Source organism: Halomonas sp. PGE1 (assembly GCF_013000985.1).
Taxonomy (GTDB): Bacteria; Pseudomonadota; Gammaproteobacteria; order Pseudomonadales; family Halomonadaceae; genus Halomonas; species Halomonas alkalicola.
This window is the reverse complement of the sequence record NZ_CP053032.1, coordinates 3641193-3659178: the sequence shown is the minus strand read 5'-3', so window position 1 is coordinate 3659178 and position 17986 is coordinate 3641193. Positions and strand designations below refer to the sequence as shown.

The 17986-nt window shown below is 69.7% G+C and carries 16 protein-coding genes; 11 read left to right on the top strand and 5 right to left on the bottom strand.

Annotated features, from left to right (window positions below; translation table 11 throughout):
- Positions 1 to 28 precede the first annotated feature (28 nt).
- A complete protein-coding gene (locus HIR79_RS17120; RefSeq protein WP_110068852.1) occupies positions 29 to 328 on the bottom strand; it encodes a YciI family protein in 300 nt (99 codons plus the stop codon).
- Between the two features lie 115 nt (positions 329 to 443).
- Between HIR79_RS17120 and HIR79_RS17115 the strand changes: the two genes are divergently transcribed.
- Both HIR79_RS17115 and HIR79_RS17110 read left to right on the top strand, forming a co-directional pair.
- Positions 444 to 1346, top strand: a complete 903-nt coding sequence (locus HIR79_RS17115) for a PHP domain-containing protein (protein WP_169959271.1) — start codon at positions 444 to 446, stop codon at positions 1344 to 1346.
- A 42-nt stretch (positions 1347 to 1388) separates the two neighbouring features.
- On the top strand, positions 1389 to 2012 hold the full coding sequence (locus tag HIR79_RS17110) for an L-threonylcarbamoyladenylate synthase (RefSeq protein ID WP_169959270.1): 624 nt from the start codon (positions 1389 to 1391) through the stop codon (positions 2010 to 2012).
- Between the two features lie 14 nt (positions 2013 to 2026).
- Here HIR79_RS17110 and HIR79_RS17105 read toward each other — a convergent pair whose 3' ends face one another.
- Positions 2027 to 2956: an ion transporter gene (locus HIR79_RS17105; protein ID WP_169959269.1), complete on the bottom strand. Its 930-nt coding sequence runs from the start codon at positions 2954 to 2956 to the stop codon at positions 2027 to 2029.
- Positions 2957 to 2993: 37 nt separating this feature from the next.
- On the bottom strand, positions 2994 to 3869 hold the full coding sequence (locus HIR79_RS17100; RefSeq protein WP_110068848.1) for a CYTH domain-containing protein: 876 nt from the start codon (positions 3867 to 3869) through the stop codon (positions 2994 to 2996).
- 103 nt (positions 3870 to 3972) lie between these two features.
- Here HIR79_RS17100 and HIR79_RS17095 point away from each other — a divergent pair, with 103 nt between their 5' ends.
- The 6 genes from HIR79_RS17095 to glrR all read left to right on the top strand — a co-directional run bounded on the left by HIR79_RS17095 (position 3973) and on the right by glrR (position 11889).
- Positions 3973 to 4653 (top strand): TIGR00153 family protein, encoded by a 681-nt coding sequence (locus HIR79_RS17095; protein WP_110068847.1) that lies wholly within the window; start codon positions 3973 to 3975, stop codon positions 4651 to 4653.
- Positions 4654 to 4731: 78 nt separating this feature from the next.
- Entirely contained in the window at positions 4732 to 5997 is a 1266-nt protein-coding gene (locus HIR79_RS17090; RefSeq protein WP_169959268.1) for an inorganic phosphate transporter, read from the top strand.
- A gap of 140 nt (positions 5998 to 6137) precedes the next feature.
- Complete coding sequence (gene argA, locus HIR79_RS17085; RefSeq protein WP_169959267.1) at positions 6138 to 7463, top strand: amino-acid N-acetyltransferase; 1326 nt, start codon at positions 6138 to 6140, stop codon at positions 7461 to 7463.
- Positions 7464 to 8379: 916 nt separating this feature from the next.
- On the top strand, positions 8380 to 9870 hold the full coding sequence (locus tag HIR79_RS17080; RefSeq protein WP_110068844.1) for a sensor histidine kinase: 1491 nt from the start codon (positions 8380 to 8382) through the stop codon (positions 9868 to 9870).
- A 5-nt stretch (positions 9871 to 9875) separates the two neighbouring features.
- Positions 9876 to 10448: a hypothetical protein gene (locus HIR79_RS17075; RefSeq protein ID WP_169959266.1), complete on the top strand. Its 573-nt coding sequence runs from the start codon at positions 9876 to 9878 to the stop codon at positions 10446 to 10448.
- Between the two features lie 64 nt (positions 10449 to 10512).
- Positions 10513 to 11889, top strand: a complete 1377-nt coding sequence (gene glrR, locus HIR79_RS17070) for a two-component system response regulator GlrR (protein ID WP_110068979.1) — start codon at positions 10513 to 10515, stop codon at positions 11887 to 11889.
- A gap of 9 nt (positions 11890 to 11898) precedes the next feature.
- Here the strand turns inward: glrR and xseA are convergent, their stop codons facing one another.
- Together xseA and HIR79_RS17060 are read right to left on the bottom strand one after the other, a co-directional pair.
- A complete protein-coding gene (gene xseA, locus HIR79_RS17065) occupies positions 11899 to 13248 on the bottom strand; it encodes an exodeoxyribonuclease VII large subunit (protein ID WP_169959265.1) in 1350 nt (449 codons plus the stop codon).
- A 145-nt stretch (positions 13249 to 13393) separates the two neighbouring features.
- Entirely contained in the window at positions 13394 to 13951 is a 558-nt protein-coding gene (locus HIR79_RS17060) for a PRC-barrel domain-containing protein (protein WP_349304987.1), read from the bottom strand.
- Between the two features lie 242 nt (positions 13952 to 14193).
- On the opposite strand from HIR79_RS17060, the gene guaB reads away from it, so the two are divergent.
- The 3 genes from guaB to HIR79_RS17045 all read left to right on the top strand — a co-directional run bounded on the left by guaB (position 14194) and on the right by HIR79_RS17045 (position 17946).
- Positions 14194 to 15663: an IMP dehydrogenase gene (gene guaB, locus HIR79_RS17055; RefSeq protein WP_169959264.1), complete on the top strand. Its 1470-nt coding sequence runs from the start codon at positions 14194 to 14196 to the stop codon at positions 15661 to 15663.
- A gap of 93 nt (positions 15664 to 15756) precedes the next feature.
- The gene (guaA, locus tag HIR79_RS17050) at positions 15757 to 17334 is read left to right on the top strand and encodes a glutamine-hydrolyzing GMP synthase (RefSeq protein WP_169959263.1); all 1578 of its coding nucleotides are present in this window, start codon (positions 15757 to 15759) and stop codon (positions 17332 to 17334) included.
- Between the two features lie 186 nt (positions 17335 to 17520).
- On the top strand, positions 17521 to 17946 hold the full coding sequence (locus HIR79_RS17045; RefSeq protein ID WP_169959262.1) for a VOC family protein: 426 nt from the start codon (positions 17521 to 17523) through the stop codon (positions 17944 to 17946).
- The last annotated feature ends 40 nt before the right edge of the window (positions 17947 to 17986 follow it).

The following is a 17986-nucleotide window of genomic DNA, read 5'->3' as shown; positions in this document are numbered from 1 at the left end:
TGGACAAGGTGCCGTGAAGGGCAGGGGGTCAGGGCATCACCTTCTTGAACGGCTTCACGGTGACCCTGGCGTAGACCCCGGCGATCATGTAGGGGTCGGCGTCGGCCCAGGCCTGGGCCTCCTTGAGGCTCTCGAACTCGGCGACCACCAGGCTGCCGGTGAAGCCCGCCTCGCCCGGGTCCTCGCTGTCGATGGCCGGGTGGGGGCCGACCAGCACCAGGCGGCCCTCGTCACGCAGGAGCTCGAGGCGCGCCAGGTGATCCGGGCGGGCGGCCAGGCGCCGTTCCAGGCTGTTGTTCACGTCTTCACTGATGATGGCATAGAGCATGGCAGTGGTTTCCTCGGGTTGGACGGCTGGCGCTGCAGGATGCGCCTGCGATTGACCGCGCAGGGCCTGGCGCGCACCATGGAAAGCCATTCTGACAAAGTCCCCAGCCGGCGTCATGCCAATGTCCCCACTTCCCGCCCGTTTCGAGGGCGACCCCGAACCGCTCACCATCGACCTGCACATGCACTCCACCGCCTCGGATGGCGCCCTCTCGCCCGAGGCGCTGCTGGCGCTGTGCAAGGCGCGGGGGCTGACCCACGTCGCGCTGACCGACCACGACACCCTGGCCGGGGTGCCAGAGGCCGCGGCGGCGGCGGCGCGGGAGGGGCTCACCCTGATCCCCGGCACCGAGCTCTCCACCCAGTGGCGCGGCCACAATATCCACGTGGTGGGGCTGCTGCCGCAGGGCGTGCGCGGCCCCCTGGCCGAGGGGCTGGCGGCCCAGGCCGAGGCGCGCGAGCGGCGGGCGCTCAAGATCGCCGAGCGTCTGGAGAAGCTAGGCCTCGAGAATGCCCTGGCCAGGGCCCGGGAGCAGGCCGGCAGCGAGCGCCCCCTGGGCAGGCCCGACTTCGCCCGGGCGCTGGTGGCGGCGGGCCTGGTGCCCGACGTCGCCACCGCCTTCAAGAAGCACCTGGGCGATGGCAAGGCCGGGGACGTCAAGTCTCACTGGCCGGGGCTCAGCGAGGCGGTGGCCTGGATCGTCGCCGCGGGCGGCGTAGCGGTGCTGGCCCATCCGCTGCGCCACGGCCTGACTCGGCGCAAGCGCGGCCTGTTGCTGGATGCCTTCCGCCAGGCGGGCGGGCAGGCCGCCGAGCTGGTCAGCGGCTTCCAGAACCCCGATGCCACCCGCGACCTGGCCCGCCAGCTCCAGGAGCGCGAGCTCTACGCCTCGCTGGGCAGCGACTTCCACTTTCCCGGCGGCCACCTGGCGCCGGGCAGCATGAGCCCGGTGCCGCGCACGGCCACGCCGCCGGTATGGACCCACCCCAGGCTCGTCGCCTGCGTCGGCGCGCTATAGTCACACCATCATCCGCATGGCCTTTGCACAGGGAGCGACACCATGAGCCAGTTCTTCCAGCTTCACCCCGACAACCCCCAGAAGCGCCTGATCGACCAGGCCATCCAGATCATCCGCGCCGGCGGGGTGGTGGCCTACCCCACCGACTCGGGCTACGCCCTGGGCTGCCACCTCGGCGACAAGAAGGCCGTCGAGAAGATCAAGCGGCTGCGCTCCCTGGATGACAAGCACAACTTCACCCTGGTCTGCTCCGATCTCTCGGAGATCGGCACCTACGCCAAGGTGGACAACGCCGTCTTCCGGCTGCTCAAGGCCCACACGCCGGGGGCCTATACCTTCATCCTGCATGCCACCACCGAGGTGCCGCGACTGCTGCTGCACCCCAAGCGGCGCTCCATCGGGGTGCGGGTGCCGGACCACGCCATCACCCATGCCCTGCTCGAGGCGCTGGGCGAGCCGCTGATGAGCGTGACGCTGATCCCGCCGGGCGATGAGCTGCCGATGACCGATGCCGAGGAGATCCGCGACCGCTTCGGCGCCCAGATCGACCTGATCATCGACGGTGGCGCCTGCCACCTGGAGCCCACCAGCGTGGTGGACCTGCGCGACCTGCCGCCGACGATCCTGCGCGAGGGGCGCGGCGACGTCGCCCCCTTCCGCGAGTAATGGCCGCCGCCGGGTCAGCCCGGCGGCGTCTCGCCCTGCGCCTCCTCGTCACCTCCCCGAGCCTCCCACCAGGCCGCCTGCTCCTCCTCGGAGAGGTGCGGGTCCGGCGTCTTTTCGTCGAGCCAGGTGCCGCATTTCATGCAGTACCTTGCCCCGCGCTCGTGCCGGTCATGGCCGCAGCCGGGGCACGCCTCGTCGGAGTAGCGCTCCTGGCGGATCGAGCGGATCACCTGGGCCGAGAAGACCCCGGTGGGCACCACGATGATCGAGTAGCCGGTGAGCATGACCATCACCGAGAGTCCCTGGCCCAGCGGGGTGACCGGCACGATATCGCCGTAGCCCACGGTGGTAAGGGTCACGATCGACCAGTAGATGGCCTGGGGGATGCTGGTGAAGCCGGCCTCGGCGGGCTCGATCAGGTAGATCAGCGAGGCGAAGATGGTCACCAGGAAGAGCACGGTGATCAGGAACAGGAAGATGGGGTGCAGGGCGCGGCGCAGCGACTCCACCAGCAGCCGCCCCTCGCCGACGAACTGCATCAGCCGCAGGATGCGGAAGATGCGCAGCACCCGCAGGACCCTCACGATCAGCAGGGCCTGGGCGCCCGGGATGATCAGCGCCAGCCAGGTGGGCAGCACGGCGATGACGTCGACCACCCCGTAGAAGCTCCTCAGGTACTGCATCGGCCGATCCAGGCAGTAGAGCCGCACCGCCAGCTCGATGGTGAAGGCGAGGGTGAAGCCCCACTCCAGCCAGAAGAAGAGCTCCCCCCAGCGCGCCGCATAGGCCTCGACGCTGTCGAGCATCACCACCAGCACGCTGGCGAGTATCACCACGATCAGGGAGATATCGAAGCCCTTGGCCGCCGGGGTGTCCGACTCGAAGATGATCTGGAAGGCGCGGGTGCGCAGGCCTTCCCCGCCGGGCTTGAACTCGAGATTCATGGCGCTTTTCCTTGAGCCGGTTCGCGAAGGGGCAGGGTCAGGCGAGAGCGTTGTCGGCGGGCAGGCTCCGGGCCAGGCGCACCATGGCCAGGCCGAACGCCGGGGTCAGCCAGGCCGGATCGCCAAGCGCCTCGGCCAGCCCTCGCGCCGCGTCACCGCGGTCGCCTCCGCGGTCGCTGCTCGCCTCGGCCAGCCGCGCGAGGGCCTCCCGGGCCGCCTGGCGCCAGGTGTCATCGTCGCTGTCGGCCAGGGCATCCAGGGCCACCACGGCGCGATGCAGCCAGGCACTGGGCGTGCCCCCCTCGGGCAGCCGCCAGGCCCCGGCCAGCAGGGCGCCACCCCGGGCGGCCTTGCTGGTGTCCGCGGGGCGCAGTGGCACCGCGCTGGCCAGCGCCTCGGCCAGCGACCAGAGGGCCTCGGGTTCGCCCTCCTTGAGCTCGAGCTCCAGTTCGCGGATGGCCACCCGCCGGCCGGCGGCCGCGATCTCGCCTTCGTCCAGGGCCACCTCGATGCGGGCACCTGCGTGATCGATGAGGCGGGTCTCGCGGCGGAAGTCGGTGGTGAAGCGGGGCTCGAGCCGGGCGAGCACCTCGTCGCCCAGCGCGGCCGGCGGCAGCCCGGCCAGGCCCGCCAGGTCGAGCCCCGGCCCGGGGACCTCCCACTCCCACTCGCCGCGGCGCGACAGCCCGCCGCCGCCCGCGCCGCGGGTCTTCACCGTCTGCAGCACCCGCCCGTCCAGCCGCCGCAGGCGCAGCGCCATGCGGGCCGCCTCCAGGTCGCCCTGGGGGGTGTCGAAGTAGGTGTTGCCGAGGTGCTGCACCTCGCAGGCGAGGCCCGCCAGCAGGGGGTGGCGGCGCAGCGCCGCGGGGCCCTCCTGGCCCAGGGCGAGCTTCAGCTCTATCTCATGACTCATGGCGGTGCCACCTCGTGTCGATGAATTCTGGATGATTTTTCCATGACGCTGGCAGGGGTGCCCTCTATACTGTCGCCGCCATCTGCCAAGCCGACAGAATCCTATGGTTACCCCCAACCCCTTCTCGGCCATGTTCGGTCGTTCGCCATTCCAGCCGCTGCTGGCGCATATCGTCAAGGCGCAGGAGTGTGCCGACCAGCTGCTGCCCTTCTTCGAGGCCACCCTGGCCGGCGACTGGGAAGAGGCCGCGAGGGTCCGCGAGACCATCACGCGCCTGGAGCACGAGGCCGACGAGCTCAAGACCGAGCTGCGCCTCAACCTGCCCAACACCCTCTTTCTGCCGGTCTCGCGCACCGACCTGCTGGAGCTGATCAGCGTCCAGGACAAGATGGCCAACAAGGTGCGTGACATCACCGGCATCATGCTCGGCCGCACCATGCAGATCCCCGAGCCCCTGGCCGGCGCCATGCGCGACTACATGCGCACCGCGGTGGCCTGCGTGGCCCAGGCCCGGGAGGCCATGGAGGAGCTCGAGGCGCTGCTGGAGTCCGGCTTCGGTCGCAATGTCTCCGACGTGATGCAGCGCCTGATCCGCCAGCTGCACGTGCTCGAGCAGCAGGCCGATGGCCAGCAGGTGGCCATTCGCCGCCAGCTCTTCGAGCTGGAGAGCGAGCTGCCGCCGGTGGACGTGATCTTCCTCTACAAGATCATCGACTGGGTCGGCGAACTCTCCGACCGCGCCGAGCGCGTAGGCAGCCGCCTGCAGATCCTGACGGCTCGCTGAGCCCTCCTGCCGGCCCGCCGATCCAGGGCCTGCCACCCACACGCCACTCACGACAAGCCACATAGGAAACCACTCCCTATGTCGATCATCGCGCAGCACGGCGAAATCTTCATCATCCTGGCCTGCCTCTTCGGCTTCTTCATGGCCTGGGGCGTTGGTGCCAACGACGTCGCCAACGCCATGGGCACCTCGGTGGGCTCGAAGGCCATCACCATCAAGCAGGCGATCATCATCGCCGTGATCTTCGAGTTCCTCGGCGCCTGGCTGGCCGGCGGCGAGGTGACGGCCACCATCCGCGGCGGCATCGTCGACCCGGCGCTGCTGGAGGCCAACCCCGAGCTGCTGGTCTACGGCATGCTCTCCGCGCTGCTGGCCGCCGCCATCTGGCTGCTGGTGGCCTCCGCCAAGGGCTGGCCGGTCTCCACCACCCACTCCATCGTCGGCGCCATCGTCGGCTTCGGCGCCGTGGGGCTGGGCATGGAGGCGGTCGCCTGGAACCGGGTCGGCACCATCGCCTCCAGCTGGGTGGTCTCGCCGCTGCTGGCCGGCACCATCGCCTTCGTGCTCTTCAAGTCGGTACAGCACCTGATCTTCGAGTCCCACGACCCCTTCGCCGCCGCCAAGCGCTACGTGCCGGTCTACACCTTCCTGGTCGGCTTCATCGTCGCCATGGTGACCCTGACCAAGGGCCTGACCCATGTCGGCCTCGACCTCAGCTTCGGCCAGAGCTTCCTCTTCTCGTTGCTGATCGGCGCCGTCATCATGGGGACCGGCATCTCCCTGCAACGGCGGATCAAGTACGAGCGGCGCGCCGATGACCACTTCGGCTTCAGCAACGTGGAGCGGGTGTTCGGCGTGCTGATGATCTTCACCGCCTGTGCCATGGCCTTCGCCCACGGCTCCAACGACGTGGCCAACGCCGTCGGCCCGCTGGCCGCGGTGATCAGCGTGGTGCGCAGCGACGGCGTGATCGACAGCGCGGCCCTGGTGCCCTGGTGGGTGCTGGTGCTGGGCGGTGGCGGCATCGTCTTCGGCCTGGTCACCTATGGCCACAAGGTGATCGCCACCGTGGGCACGGGGATCACCGAGCTGACCCCCAGCCGCGGCTTCGCCGCCACCCTGGCCGCCGCCACCACCGTGGTGCTGGCCTCTGGCACCGGCCTGCCGATCTCCACGACCCATACCCTGGTGGGGGCGGTGCTGGGAGTGGGCCTGGCCCGCGGCATGGCGGCGCTCAATCTGAGCGTGATCGGCACCATCGTGATGTCCTGGCTGATCACCCTGCCGGCCGGCGCCGGCCTGTCGATCCTCTTCTTCTTCACCTTCAAGGGGATCTTCGGCTAGGCCGCCCCGGCGAGGTGCCCCGAGGCGAGGCCCGCGCAACCGCGCGGGCCTTGTCCTTGTGGCGGTGGTGCCGCGGCTTTCGCGGCTCTGCTATTCTCGATTCTCGCTTCCCCGCATTCATCGCCCCTGGAGAGAGGTTCTTGGAAACACGCTTCCCCTTCGTCGACTGGTTCCGCAACTCGTCGCCCTACATCAACGCCCACCGCGGGCGCACCTTCGTCATCCTGATCGAGGGCGAGGCCATGGCGCGCGGGCGAGGGGAGCAGCTGATCCAGGACCTGGCGCTGCTGCACACGCTGGGCGTGCGCCTGGTGGTGGTGTTCGGCATCCGCCCCCAGGTGCAGCAGGCCCTGGACGAGGCCGGCATCTCGCCCGGCCTGCATCAGGGGCGCTGGATCGCCGACGAGGCGGTGATGGCCTGCATCGAGCGGGTCGCCGCCGAGCAGCGCCTGTGGCTCGAGGCGCGTCTGTCGCTTGGGCTGCCCAACACTCCCATGCACGGCGTCGAGCTCACCGCAGTCTCCGGCAACCTGGTGATGGCCAAGCCGCTGGGGGTGCGCGAGGGGATCGACTTCGACCGCAGCGGCGAGGTGCGCCGGGTGCGCGCCGCGGCCATTCAGGGGCTGCTGGAGCGGGGCTCGCTGGTGGTGCTGCCGCCGCTGGGCTTCTCCAGCACCGGCGAGGTGTTCGACCTGAACGCCTCCGACGTGGCCCAGCACGCCGCCATGGCGCTCGGCGCCGACAAGCTGATCCTGCTCGGCGAGGCCAGCGGCCTGTTCGACCAGAGCGGCCAGATGCAGCGCCAGCTCACCCCGGGCGAGGCCGAGCCGCTGCTCGGTCAGGCGCTGGCCGGCAGCGAGCTGGCTCGCCACCTGGAGGCGGCCTGCCAGGCCGCCCGCCACGGGGTGGCCCGTACCCACCTGCTCTCCTGGCACGACCATGACGCCCTGCTCGGTGAGCTGTTCACCCGCGACGGGGTGGGCACCATGATCACCCAGCATCGCTACGAGCAGCTGCGCCCGGCAGAGCTGGCCGATATCGGCGGCCTGCTCGAGCTGCTCGAGCCCCTCGAGCACCGCGGCATGCTGGTGCCGCGCTCCCGGGAGCGCCTCGAGCACGAGATCGACGACTACCTGGTGATCGAGCGCGACGGCATGATCATCGCCTGTGCCGCCCTGCACACCTTCGACGCCGCCGACATGGGCGAGCTGGCCTGCGTGGCGGTGCATGGCGACTATCGCGGCGGCAGCCGCGGCGAGCTGCTGCTCGCCGAGGTCGAGCGGCGTGCCCGGCGCCTCGGCCTGGCCGCGCTGTTCGCGCTCACCACCCACACCACCCACTGGTTCTTCGAGCACGGCTTCCGCCTGGCCGATATCGACGCGCTGCCGCCGCTCAAGCGCGACACCTACAACCACGCGCGCAAGTCCAAGATCCTGGTCAAGCCGCTCGCCCCCGGGCGCGGCTGAGGCGCCATCTCCCCCTGCCAGACCGCTGGCCGAAAGCCGGGGCGTCGCATTTCTGCGTCGCCTCGGGTTTCGATGTCGCCAGAGGGCGACATCAAAAGCATTTGATTATAAAGGGATATTTTTCTTTGCGAACAAAGCCGTCGCCAACTGGCAACAGAATAACGCCCTCCAGGGCCCCCTGAGGGCCCCGTTTCCCTCTCCTGGGCGTTTCCCCTCGGTCGCAGCGTTTTTAACTATTTGATTTTTAATATGTATTGTCATTTCTGGCACGTGGATCGCAATAGTCTAGGTGAGCAACGGAAGCGGTTCACTACGGCTCGAACCGCTTTCGATCGCCAAGGGAGTTCGGGCAATCACTGCCCTGTGCGCCCGGCCCCCCAAGGCGATCAGCGTCTGCTCCTAGCGATGTGTGACTCAAGGTTGCGATGAGACGGGTACCGACGCAGTCAAGGACGTGTACCACTTTGGGCAAGGATGCCCTGGCATGGATGCCTCTCCCCCTCCGGGGGGATCGAATCGCGCAGCATCGCCATCGGTCCGGCCGAGGCGGTGGTGCCAGGAACGAAGCAGGGCGGTGGGCCATTCCATGGTACGCCACCCGCATGTGGAGCCAGCCCCTGGCGGCGAAGGGATCCACATGGCTTCGGGGCCTCAGGGCCCACGGAAAGCGTGTCGACTGTACCGGTCAGGCGGTCCTTTGGCCCACTTTCCAAACCCTTCAGTTCCCTGCGTACTTGGGCCGGCTCCGCCGGCCCTTTTTTTTCCCGCCTCGTGCTCGCCGAACCGGCAGCTGGCGGGAAGCGAGCAGGAAGTTTGGTGCCGCGTCGGCTGGCAGAACTCTGGTATCCTACAGGTCAAGAAGATGGCGGTATCTCCTGCTTTTCTGCCCCGATTCATCCTGCAAAGAACGCTGGACATGACTACTCGTGTAACGCGTCGTTGGCGCCCCCGTTCACTGTTTCAGCTCGTGCTGCTCGCCTTTCTCGTGGTGATGCTGCCGCTTGGCGTGCTGATGTTCCAGGCCGGCCAGGCGCTCTCGGAGCTGTCGCGCCTGGCCGATGTCAGTGCCCGCCAGGCGGTGGAGGAGACCCGCCGTGCGCGCACCCTGGGGGCCCTGGCGCTCGAAATGGAGCGCAGCGCCCGCCAGTATGCCGTGGTCGAGCAGGAGAGCCTGCTCGAGATCTATGCCGAGCGCCTCGAGGAGTATCGGGCGATTCTCGCGCACCAGCGCCTGCTGCTCGGCGAGGAGCCCGATGTGGCGGTGCTGGAGCGCCAGCTGGAGGTGCTGGAGCGCCTGCCTGAGCTGCCCCTGGAGGCGTTTCGCGAGCAGCTGGTGCTGTTTCCCCCCTTCGCCGAACGCACCGAGGCGATTCGGCGCGCCACCAACCGCCATATCGACATCCGCATCGAGAGCATCCGCGAGCGCGCCGAGGGGGTGCAGACCCGGCTGTGGCTGCAGACCGCGGCGCTGGTCTCGGCCAGCCTGGTGCTGATGCTGCTCTTCACCTGGCTGATCATCCGCCCGGTGCGCCAGCTCGAGCGGCGCATCCTGGGCATCGGCAGCGGGGCGCCGCGCGAGGTGACACGCTCCGTGCAGGGGCCGGCCGAGCTGGTCCAGCTCGACGAGCGCCTCGACTGGCTCGCTTCGCGGCTGGATGAGCTCGAGGCCGAGAAGCAGCAGTTCCTGCGCCACATGTCCCACGAGCTCAAGACGCCGCTGGCCAGCGTGCGCGAGGGAACGGCGCTGCTCGCCGACGGCGTGGCCGGCGAGCTGACTCCGCGCCAGCTCGAGGTGCTCGGGCTGATCGACGCCAGCGGTGCCGAGCTGCAGCGGCTGATCGAGCAGCTGCTCGACTACAACCTGCTGCAGCACAACCGCCAGGTTGCCCCGGAGCGACTGGACATCACCGTGGTGATCCGGGAGGTGCTGGCCAAGCATCGCCTGGCCCTGTCCAGCAAGGGCATGCGGGTGACCTGCTTCGACGCCCCCCTGGAGTGGTCGCTGGATCGCACCATTACCGCCCGCATCCTCGACAACCTGATCTCCAACGCCATCGCCTACGGGGCGGATGGCGGCGAGCTGGAGATTCGCGCCAAGCGCCTGCGCGACCGGCTGGAGGTGGATGTGGCCAACAGCGGCGACCCCATCGCCGAGGAGGACCGCCACCGGCTGTTCGAGGCCTTCTACCAGGGCCGCGCCCGACGCAAGGGGCCGCTCAAGGGGTCCGGCATCGGCCTCTCGGTGGCCGCCGACTGCGCCCGGCTCCAACATGGCCGGCTCGAGCTGGTCGAGGATGACCGCCTCGCGGTCTGCTTCCGGTTGACCCTGCCGCTCGGGATGCCGACCGAGGCGCTTCCCCATTCCCGGATGCCCGCCTTGGAGGCGGGCCACCATGCAAGGAACTGACCCTCATGCGACTACGCCCCCTGCTGGCCTGTGCGAGTGTGCTCTGGCTTGCCGGCTGCGAACTGCTTCCGCAATCGCCCTTTGCCCAGCCGTCCCGGCCCGCGCTCAGTGCGGCGGCGTCGGCGGTCAGCGGCTGCCATGCCGAGGTTCCCGGCTTCGACGACGAGGCGTGCCTGCTGCATGACTGGGTGGCCTTCGGGCTCGTTTCCCAGCGTGGCGACCGTGTCTGGCGCGACGGCATGCTCACCCGGCTCCAGGGGAGCGCCAACGAGCGTCGCCTGGCCCGCGCCGTGGCGCTTGCCTGGGGCAACGAGCGCGAGTGGGACCAGGCCTCCGAGCTCTTCAAGGCCGACCTCGCCGCGGCACCGGTGGAGCTGCAGCCGCTGCTGCGCTACTGGCTGAACGAGCTGGAGGGGCGCCGCGCCATGGTCGGCCGCCTGGAGCGTACGCGGGGCGAGCTGGCCGCTGCCGAGAACCGCCGCGCGGCGCTGGAGGAGGAGAACGCCGACCTGGCCGAGAAGCTCGAGGCGCTCACTGCCATCGAGCAGAGCATCAACCTGCGACAGCAGACCGAATGACAGGAGAACGACCGTGAAACACGCGACCTCCCTGCACCTGCAGGCCCACACCCAGGGCGTCCGGATGGCGGGCGGCGTGGCGCCGGGCCCGCGCGGCTCCACCGGCCCGCATATCCTGCTGGTGGATGACGATGTGAGCCTGCTCAAGCTGCTGGGCATGCGCCTGGAGAGCCGCGGCTTCCGGGTCACCACCGCCGAGAGCGGCCGCGAGGCGCTCAAGGTGCTGGAGCTCGATCGCCCGGAACTGGTGCTCACCGACCTGCGCATGGACGAGATGGACGGCCTGGCGCTGTTCCAGGAGGTGCAGCGCCAGGCACCGGGGCTGCCGGTGATCCTGCTCACCGCCCACGGCTCGATTCCCGATGCGGTCAGCGCCACCCGCCAGGGCGTCTTCAGCTTCCTCACCAAGCCGGTGGACCGCGACGAGCTGTTCGCGGCCATCGACCAGGCCTTGGCCCAGGCGCCCGGCCCCGCCCTCGAAGGGGACGACGCCTGGCGCGCCGAGATCATCACCCGAAGCCCGGTGATGGAGCGCATCCTCGAGCAGGCCCGGATGGTGGCTGGCTCCGACGTCAGCGTGCTGATCACCGGCCCCTCCGGCTCGGGCAAGGAGCTGCTGGCCAACGCCATCCACCGGGTGAGCCGCCGCGCCGACAAGCCCTTCGTGGCGATCAACTGCGGGGCCCTGCCGGAGCAGCTGCTGGAGAGCGAGCTGTTCGGCCATGCCAAGGGGGCCTTCACCGGGGCGGTCAGCGAGCACAACGGTCTGTTCCAGGCCGCCGACGGTGGCACCCTGTTCCTCGACGAGATCGGCGACATGCCGCTGCCGCTGCAGGTGAAGCTGCTGCGCGCCCTCCAGGAGCGCCAGATCCGCCCGCTGGGCTCCACCCAGTCGATCCCCATCGATGTGCGCATCATCTCGGCCACCCACCGTGACCTGGACCGCGCCATGCGCGAGGGGGAGTTCCGCGAGGACCTCTACTACCGCCTCAACGTGGTCAACCTGCGCCTGCCGGCCCTCAAGGAGCGCGCGGAGGACGTGCCGCTGCTGGCCAAGCACCTGGTGGCCAAGGCGGCCGAGCGCCACAAGCCCTTCGTCAAGGGCTTCTCGCCGGAGGCGCTCAACCTGCTGGCCGCCAGCGCCTGGCCGGGCAACGTGCGTCAGCTGGTCAACGTGGTGGAGCAGTGCGTGGCGCTGACCAGCACTGCGATCATCCCGGAGGCCCTGGTCTCCCAGGCGCTGATCGCCGAGGACAGCGCCCTGCCCACCTTCAACGACGCCCGGGCCGCCTTCGAGCGCAGCTACCTGATCAAGGTGCTCAAGATCACCGAGGGCAACGTGACCCAGGCGGCCCGCATCGCCGGACGCAACCGCACCGACTTCTACAAGCTGCTGGGGCGCCACGAGCTGGAGCCCGGGGTCTTCAAGCCGGATCGCTGAGCCCGGCGATCACTCCGGCAGCTGGCGCCTCACCTCCAGCACCAGGCGCCCCTCGCCCAGTCGGGCGGTGAGCGCCTGGCCCGGCGCGGTATCGGCGGCGCGGCGCACCACCTGGCCCCGCTCATCCTCGAGAATCGCATAGCCGCGCCCCAGCACGGCCAGGGGGCTCACCGCCTGCAGCTCGCGTGACGCCGCCACCAGCTGCTGGCGGTGGCCCGCCAGCTGACGGGGCATGGCGGCGTGCAGTCGCGCCTGGACCCGCGAGAGGCGCTCGCTGGCCTCCGTCAGGCGCCGTGCCGGCGCGTGGGCGGACAGGCGGGCCGCCAGCTGCTGCTGGTGACGGCGCTCGGCCGCGAGGCACCCGGCCAGAGCGCGGGCCAGCCGACCCGGCAGCCGCGTCAGGGCCTCGCGGCGGCCGGTCAGCACCTCGCCGGGGTGGCGCAGACGGGCGCGCAGGTGGTCGAGCCGCTGCCCCTCGCGCTCCAGGCGCCCCTCGGCGGCGCGGCCCAGGCGCATGGCCAGCGCGTCCAGCTGGCGGGCCAGCTCGCGCTGGTCCGGCACCAGCTGCTCGGCGGCGGCGGAGGGAGTCGGCGCCCGGGCATCGGCGGCGAAGTCGGCCAGGGTCACATCCACCTCGTGGCCCACCGCTGACATCACCGGCAGTCGCGAGTGGAAGATCGCCCGGGCCAGGTGCTCGTCGTTGAAGGCCCACAGGTCCTCCAGGCTGCCGCCGCCGCGGGTGATCAGGATCGCGTCCCGGGTCGGGTCCAGCGCCGCCTGGCGATTGAGCAGCCCCAGCGCCGCGATCATCGCCGGTGCCGCCTCGCGCCCCTGGACCGGTACCGGAATCAGGGTGATCTGGGCCAGCGGCCAGCGCGCCGCAAGCACCGCCAGCACGTCGCGGATCGCCGCCCCGGTGGGGGAGGTGAGCACCAGCAGGTGGCGGGGCGGGCAGGGCAGCGGTCGGGCGTTGGCGAACACCCCCTCGGCGGCGAGCCTGGCCTTGAGCGCCTCGAAGGCGGCCAGCAGTTCGCCCACGCCGGCCGCCTGCACGGCCTCGGCGAGCAGTTGGTAGTCGCCGCGGGGCTCGAAGATCGACAGCCGGCCGCGCACCCGCACGCGATCACCGTCGCGCATCGGCGCGGCCACGAAGCGGGCGCGGGCACGGAACAGAGCGCAGCGCAGCTGGGCCTGGTCGTCCTTGAGGGTGAAGTAGAGGTGGCCGGAGCTCGGCCGCGACACCCCGGAGAGCTCCCCCTCGACCCACAGCTCGCCGAGGTCCCGCTCCAGGGTCTGGCGGGCGCGGCGGTTCACCTCGCTGACGGAGAGGGCATCGGGGGCGTCGGGAGTGGCGGACATGGACTGGGCTCCTGGGGGCGGCGTCATCAGCCTACCACGCCGCCGGTGGCGCGAGCCCCTCCCGGAGACGGCGCCGCCGGGCACGGGGCCCGGCGGCGAACCTGGCGGCGGCGAGCGCCGCGGCGGGTTGAGGGGTGGGGGCGCCTCAGTTATCGGCGCCCACCGCATCACGGGCGGCTTCCCAGGCCCGCTGAGCATTCTCGCGGGTGGTGTCCCAGGCGCGCTCGGCGCCTTCCTGGGTGGTCTGCCAGGCGCTCTCGGCGCCCTCCTGGGTCTGCAGCCAGGCCTCGCGGGAGCGCTCCCGGGCCCTGTCCCACCAGTCGTCGCTGTAGACCGGATAGCCCTCGAGCGCCTCGGCGCTGGCCTCGAGCATCACGCGGTGCTCGGTCTCGCCGTCGTCATCGTGATGGGTGATCAGGGTGAACTGGCCCGACTCGACGATGAAGTCGCGCCCGCCGAGGCCCAGCACGTTGCCGCTCTCGATTACCAGGGCGGTCACCTGCATCGCCTCGTCGAAGAGGATGTCCTCGACCTCGCCGACGCGCTCATCGGGGGCGCTGGTCAGGTAGACATCGGCGTCGAGGATATCCTCGGCGGAGTAGAGGCCCTGGGGCTCGTAGGCCGGCTGGGCCTGGGCGCCCAGGGTGAGGCCGACGGCCAGGGCGGCGATGGCGAGGGTCAGGGTGGACTTCTTCATGCTCATGGTTCGCTCCTTGATCGTGCCATTTCCTTTGATCGATTCCCGATTCATGGCGTTACGCCCCCGCAGGGGCTGACTCTCACCCTAGCACAGCCACCGTAATCATGGGTAATGAATGGTTTTCTAATGTTATGTGGCCCTCTCGACAGGGCCCCACCCCCCGTGACGTTGCCCGCCTCGGGGCGTTATAATGGTTGATTAACTTCACGACCCCCTTCCCACCAGCTCACTGGGTGTTGCCGATTATGTTACGTATGGCCCAAGAAGCTCTTACGTTCGATGACGTCTTGCTCGTTCCCGGCTATTCCGAGGTCCTGCCCAAGGACGTCAGCCTGCGGACCCGCCTGACCCGCGATCTCTTCCTCAACATTCCCCTGGTCTCCGCGGCCATGGACACCGTGACCGAGGCCCGCCTGGCCATCGCCATGGCCCAGGAAGGCGGCATCGGCATCATCCACAAGAACATGACGATCCCCCACCAGGCCGCCGAGGTGCGCAAGGTCAAGAAGCACGAGAGCGTGATCGTCAAGGACCCGGTGACCGTGGGGCCCAAGGCCAAGCTGGCCGACCTGCTGGCCATGGCCAAGGAGCACGGCTTCTCCGGCTTCCCGGTGGTGGAGGGCGAGAGCCTGGTGGGCCTGGTCACCGAGCGCGACATGCGCTTCCAGCCCAACCACGGCGACAGCGTCTCCGACATCATGACCCCCCGCGAGCGCCTGGTCACCGTGCCCGAGGGCACCGGCCTCGACATCATCAAGGCCAAGATGCAGGAGCACCGCGTCGAGAAGATGCTGGTGGTGGATGACCGCTTCCACCTGCGCGGCCTGGTCACCTTCAAGGACATCGAGAAGGCGCGCACCTTCCCCCTCGCCGCCAAGGACGCCGACGGCCGCCTGCTGGTCGGTGCCGCGGTGGGTACCGGCCCCGAGACGCCGGATCGCGTCGCCGCCCTGGCCGAGGCCGGCGTCGACGTGATCATCGTCGATACCGCCCACGGCCACTCCAAGGGGGTGATCGACCGGGTGCGCTGGGTGAAGGAGCACTTCCCGCAGATCCAGGTGGTGGGCGGCAACATCGCCACCGCCGAGGCGGCGAAGGACCTGGCCGAAGCGGGTGCCGACGCCGTCAAGGTGGGCATCGGCCCCGGCTCCATCTGCACCACTCGCGTGGTTGCCGGTGTGGGCGTGCCGCAGATCACCGCGGTGGCCAACGTGGCCGCGGCGCTCGCGCCCTACGATATCCCGCTGATCGCCGATGGCGGCGTGCGCTTCTCCGGCGACCTGGCCAAGGCGATCGCCGCCGGCGCCAGCGCGGTAATGGTGGGTGGCCTGCTGGCCGGCACCGAGGAGGCCCCGGGCGAGGTCGAGCTGTTCCAGGGCCGTACCTACAAGGCCTACCGCGGCATGGGCTCCATGGGCGCCATGGCGCAGAGCCAGGGCAGCGCCGACCGCTACTTCCAGGACAAGGACGCCGGCGCCGAGAAGCTGGTGCCGGAGGGCATCGAGGGGCGGGTCCCCTACAAGGGCATGATGAGCGCCATCGTCCACCAGATGATGGGCGGCCTGCGCGCTTCCATGGGCTACACCGGCTGCCGCGACATCCAGGAGATGCGCACCAAGCCGCAGTTCGTGCAGATCACCGGGGCCGGCTTCGCCGAGTCCCACGTGCACGACGTGCAGATCACCAAGGAAGCCCCCAACTACCGCGCGGGCTAGGTGCTGGCCAGCTAATATCGCGGCGGGGCTGACCCCCGCCGCTCGTGTTTTTGGATTCGCTCGCTGCCTGTGGCGGCCACAGAGACCCTCTCAATGACCGACATTCACGCCTACAAGATCCTGATCCTCGACTTCGGCTCCCAGTACACCCAGCTGATCGCCCGCCGCGTGCGCGAGATCGGCGTCTACTCCGAGATCCGCGCCTTCGACATCACCGAGGCCGAGATCCGCGAGTACGCCCCCAACGGCATCATCCTGGCCGGCGGCCCGGAGTCGGTCACCGAGCTGGGCTCGCCCCGCGCCCCTCAGTGCGTGTTCGAGATGGGTCTGCCGGTGCTGGGCATCTGCTACGGCATGCAGACCATGGCCGAGCAGCTCGGCGGCGCCGTGGAAGGTTCCAATATCCGCGAGTTCGGCTACGCCCAGATCCGCATCGACGAGCCCACCGCGCTGTTCCGCGACATCGCCGACCACATCGACCACGACACCGGCAAGAGCCTGCTCGACGTCTGGATGAGCCACGGCGACAAGGTGGCCCGGGTGCCGGCCGAGTTCACCGTGACCGCCTCCACGCCGAGCTGCCCCATCGCCGCCATGGCCTGGGAGGCGAAGCGCTTCTATGGCGTGCAGTTCCACCCCGAGGTGACCCACACCCTGCAGGGCCAGCGCATCCTCGAGCACTTCGTGGTCGAGATCTGCCAGGCCGAGTGCAACTGGACCCCGGCCCAGATCATCGAGGACCAGATCGAGCGCGTGCGCGCCCAGGTGGGCGACCGCCACGTGCTGCTCGGCCTCTCCGGCGGCGTCGATTCCTCGGTGGTGGCGGCCCTGCTGCACAAGGCGATCGGCGACCAGCTCACCTGCGTCTTCGTCGACAACGGCCTCTTGCGCAAGGCCGAGGGCGACCAGGTGATGGAGACCTTCGCCCGCCACATGGGCGTGAAGGTGATCCGCGTCGACGCCGAGGAGCAGTTCCTCTCGCGGCTCGAGGGCGTGGCCGACCCCGAGGCCAAGCGCAAGATCATCGGCAACACCTTCATCGACGTCTTCGACGCCGAGGCGGCGAAGATCGAGGGTGTGGACTTCCTGGCCCAGGGCACCATCTATCCGGACGTGATCGAGTCCGCCGCCGCCAAGACCGGCAAGGCGCACGTGATCAAGTCGCACCACAACGTGGGCGGCCTGCCGGAGACCATGAAGCTCAAGCTGGTGGAGCCGCTGCGCGAGCTGTTCAAGGACGAGGTGCGCAAGATGGGCCTCGAGCTCGGCCTGCCCTACGACATGGTCTACCGCCACCCCTTCCCGGGGCCGGGCCTGGGCGTGCGCATCCTCGGCGAGGTCAAGAAGGAGTACGCCGACATCCTGCGCGAGGCCGATGCCATCTTCATCGAGGAGCTGCACAAGGCGGACTGGTACCACAAGACCAGCCAGGCCTTCGCCGTCTTCCTGCCGGTGAAGTCCGTCGGCGTGGTGGGCGACGCCCGCCGCTACGAGTGGGTCATCGCCCTGCGCGCCGTGGAGACCATCGACTTCATGACCGCCCGCTGGGCCCACCTGCCCTACGAGCTGCTGGAAACGGTCTCCAACCGCATCATCAACGAGATCAGCGGCGTCTCCCGCGTCACCTACGACGTCTCGAGCAAGCCGCCGGCCACCATCGAGTGGGAGTGAGGCGCGCGCCTCAAGACCGACTGGAAACCCGCCCATGTGGCGGGTTTCCTGTTTCTGGAGAGGGGTGGCGCTGCCCCCCGGCTCGGGACATCGCCGCCGTGGCCGACTCGCCGACCGCTCCGGGAATGTCGTACCGGACTATGGTGATATCAGGGCAATGGAAATGGCGCTGCCGAGGGGCACTGTATGGAACAGCGAATCAGCCTGATTACCCTGGGCGTCGGCGACCTGGCGCGGGCGCGGCGCTTCTATGAGCAGGGCCTGGGCTGGCGGGTGGGCCTGGCGGTGGAGGGCGAGGTGGTCTTCTTCCAGCTCAACGGCCTGATCCTGTCGCTCTATTCCCGCGCCGCCCTGGCGCAGGATGCCGGCGTGGCGGAGGCGGGAAGCGGCTTTGCCGGCATCACCCTGGCCCACAACGTGCGCTCGGACGAGGCGGTGGACGCCCTGCTGAGCGAGGCGCAGCGCGCCGGCGGGCGGGTCGTCAAGCCGGCCAGCCGGGCGGAGTGGGGCGGCTACTCCGGCTACTTTGCCGACCCCGACGGCCACCTCTGGGAGGTGGCCTTCAATCCCGGGTTTCCCATCGATGCCAAGGGCAATACCACGCTCAGCTGAGCTTGCCGCCACGCTGATGCACGGCATGGATTGACAGCGC

Excerpts from the sequence above, each read along its gene's own strand:
- HIR79_RS17110 (WP_169959270.1), top strand. The coding sequence starts at position 1,389 with ATGAGCCAGTTCTTCCAGCTTCACCCCGACAACCCCCAGAAGCGCCTG.
- HIR79_RS17105 (WP_169959269.1), bottom strand. The coding sequence starts at position 2,956 with ATGAATCTCGAGTTCAAGCCCGGCGGGGAAGGCCTGCGCACCCGCGCC.
- guaB (WP_169959264.1), top strand. The coding sequence starts at position 14,194 with ATGTTACGTATGGCCCAAGAAGCTCTTACGTTCGATGACGTCTTGCTC.
- HIR79_RS17115 (WP_169959271.1), top strand. The coding sequence starts at position 444 with ATGCCAATGTCCCCACTTCCCGCCCGTTTCGAGGGCGACCCCGAACCG.
- HIR79_RS17120 (WP_110068852.1), bottom strand. The coding sequence starts at position 328 with ATGCTCTATGCCATCATCAGTGAAGACGTGAACAACAGCCTGGAACGG.
- guaA (WP_169959263.1), top strand. The coding sequence starts at position 15,757 with ATGACCGACATTCACGCCTACAAGATCCTGATCCTCGACTTCGGCTCC.
- HIR79_RS17095 (WP_110068847.1), top strand. The coding sequence starts at position 3,973 with ATGGTTACCCCCAACCCCTTCTCGGCCATGTTCGGTCGTTCGCCATTC.
- HIR79_RS17080 (WP_110068844.1), top strand. The coding sequence starts at position 8,380 with ATGACTACTCGTGTAACGCGTCGTTGGCGCCCCCGTTCACTGTTTCAG.
- HIR79_RS17075 (WP_169959266.1), top strand. The coding sequence starts at position 9,876 with ATGCGACTACGCCCCCTGCTGGCCTGTGCGAGTGTGCTCTGGCTTGCC.
- glrR (WP_110068979.1), top strand. The coding sequence starts at position 10,513 with ATGGCGGGCGGCGTGGCGCCGGGCCCGCGCGGCTCCACCGGCCCGCAT.
- HIR79_RS17045 (WP_169959262.1), top strand. The coding sequence starts at position 17,521 with ATGGAACAGCGAATCAGCCTGATTACCCTGGGCGTCGGCGACCTGGCG.
- HIR79_RS17060 (WP_349304987.1), bottom strand. The coding sequence starts at position 13,951 with ATGAGCATGAAGAAGTCCACCCTGACCCTCGCCATCGCCGCCCTGGCC.
- xseA (WP_169959265.1), bottom strand. The coding sequence starts at position 13,248 with ATGTCCGCCACTCCCGACGCCCCCGATGCCCTCTCCGTCAGCGAGGTG.
- HIR79_RS17090 (WP_169959268.1), top strand. The coding sequence starts at position 4,732 with ATGTCGATCATCGCGCAGCACGGCGAAATCTTCATCATCCTGGCCTGC.
- HIR79_RS17100 (WP_110068848.1), bottom strand. The coding sequence starts at position 3,869 with ATGAGTCATGAGATAGAGCTGAAGCTCGCCCTGGGCCAGGAGGGCCCC.